This window comes from Opacimonas viscosa (assembly GCF_024199005.1).
Taxonomy (GTDB): Bacteria; Pseudomonadota; Gammaproteobacteria; order Enterobacterales; family Alteromonadaceae; genus Opacimonas; species Opacimonas viscosa.
In genome coordinates this window covers 1-1,115 of sequence record NZ_JANATA010000051.1, presented here as the reverse complement: position 1 = coordinate 1,115, position 1,115 = coordinate 1, and the positions used below count along the sequence as shown (strand labels likewise).

The window sequence follows — 1,115 nt, the reverse complement described above, 5'->3', positions numbered from 1 at the left end:
AGATACAACTACCGACTCAATCCAACACCCGAACAGGCTGAGAAACTGACCGAGTTTGCCAGTTACGCTCGTGGCGTATGGAACCTGTTGTTGTCTGAGAATATCCGTCGCTATGAATATGATAAGACGTTTTTGTTTTACCATGATATGGCGGCGCTCATTAAAGATTTAAAGCCGTTTGAAGAATTTGCTTGGGTCAAAGCGTTTGATGCAGCGGCTGCGCAACAGGTCGCTCGGGATTTAGATACGGCGCTGAAAAACGCATGTGGCAAAGGTCGCTTGCAACACTTCCCGAAACACAAAGTGTCGTACAAAAAGAAAAAACAACACAATGACAGCTTTCGTTGTGTGAATAACGCTAACTGCATACGAATAGAGAACGGAACGATTAGCCTGCCCAAAATTGGCAAAGTGCCTATCAAACTGCATCGCAAATTGGTCAGTGACATTAAAACCGTCACCGTACAATACAAACATGGGCGTTGGCAGTGTAGTATCACGCAACAAGTTAAGTGCGCTGCGCCTAAACAACAACTCCACACGGTCGCTGGCTTTGATATTAACTCACAGCAAACCGTAGTAGGCTCCAATGGCTATGTAGCCAATAACCCCAAGCACCTAAAGCAATCCAAAGATAAGCTTAGCCAGTTGCAACGCCAGCTTGCACGTCGCACAAAAGGCTCACACCGCTGGCAAAAAACCAAACACCGCATCAATACCTTACACGGAAAAATCGCGAGGCAACGACTCGATTTTGCTCACAAAACATCACGACAGATAACCAATGAAAGTGATATTTGTGTCTTCGAGGATTTGAACGTGAAAGGGATGCAACAGTTCAATGGCAGTATGATTGGCGATAACGTCATGGGCATGATAACAAGCTTGGTCAAATACAAAACCGAGTTAGCAGGCAATATCTACTATGAAATCGGACGCTATGAGAAATCCACTGGCGTGTGCGTAGAGTGTGACCAGCATCATGTGTTGTCGTTAGACCAACGCAGTTTCACCTGCACTGGATGCGGGATATGTCAGAGTCGAGATGTGTCTGCAGCAATGACCATTGCACGCAAAGGAGAATTAGGCATTATCGCGGACGGTCTTGTCGCGAG

Annotated in this window: 1 protein-coding gene; it reads left to right on the top strand. The window is 46.2% G+C overall.

Annotated features, from left to right (window positions below; genetic code table 11):
• Positions 1-1,115: RNA-guided endonuclease InsQ/TnpB family protein (locus NLF92_RS12645; protein ID WP_254102545.1), on the top strand; the 1,115-nt coding region annotated here is incomplete at both ends.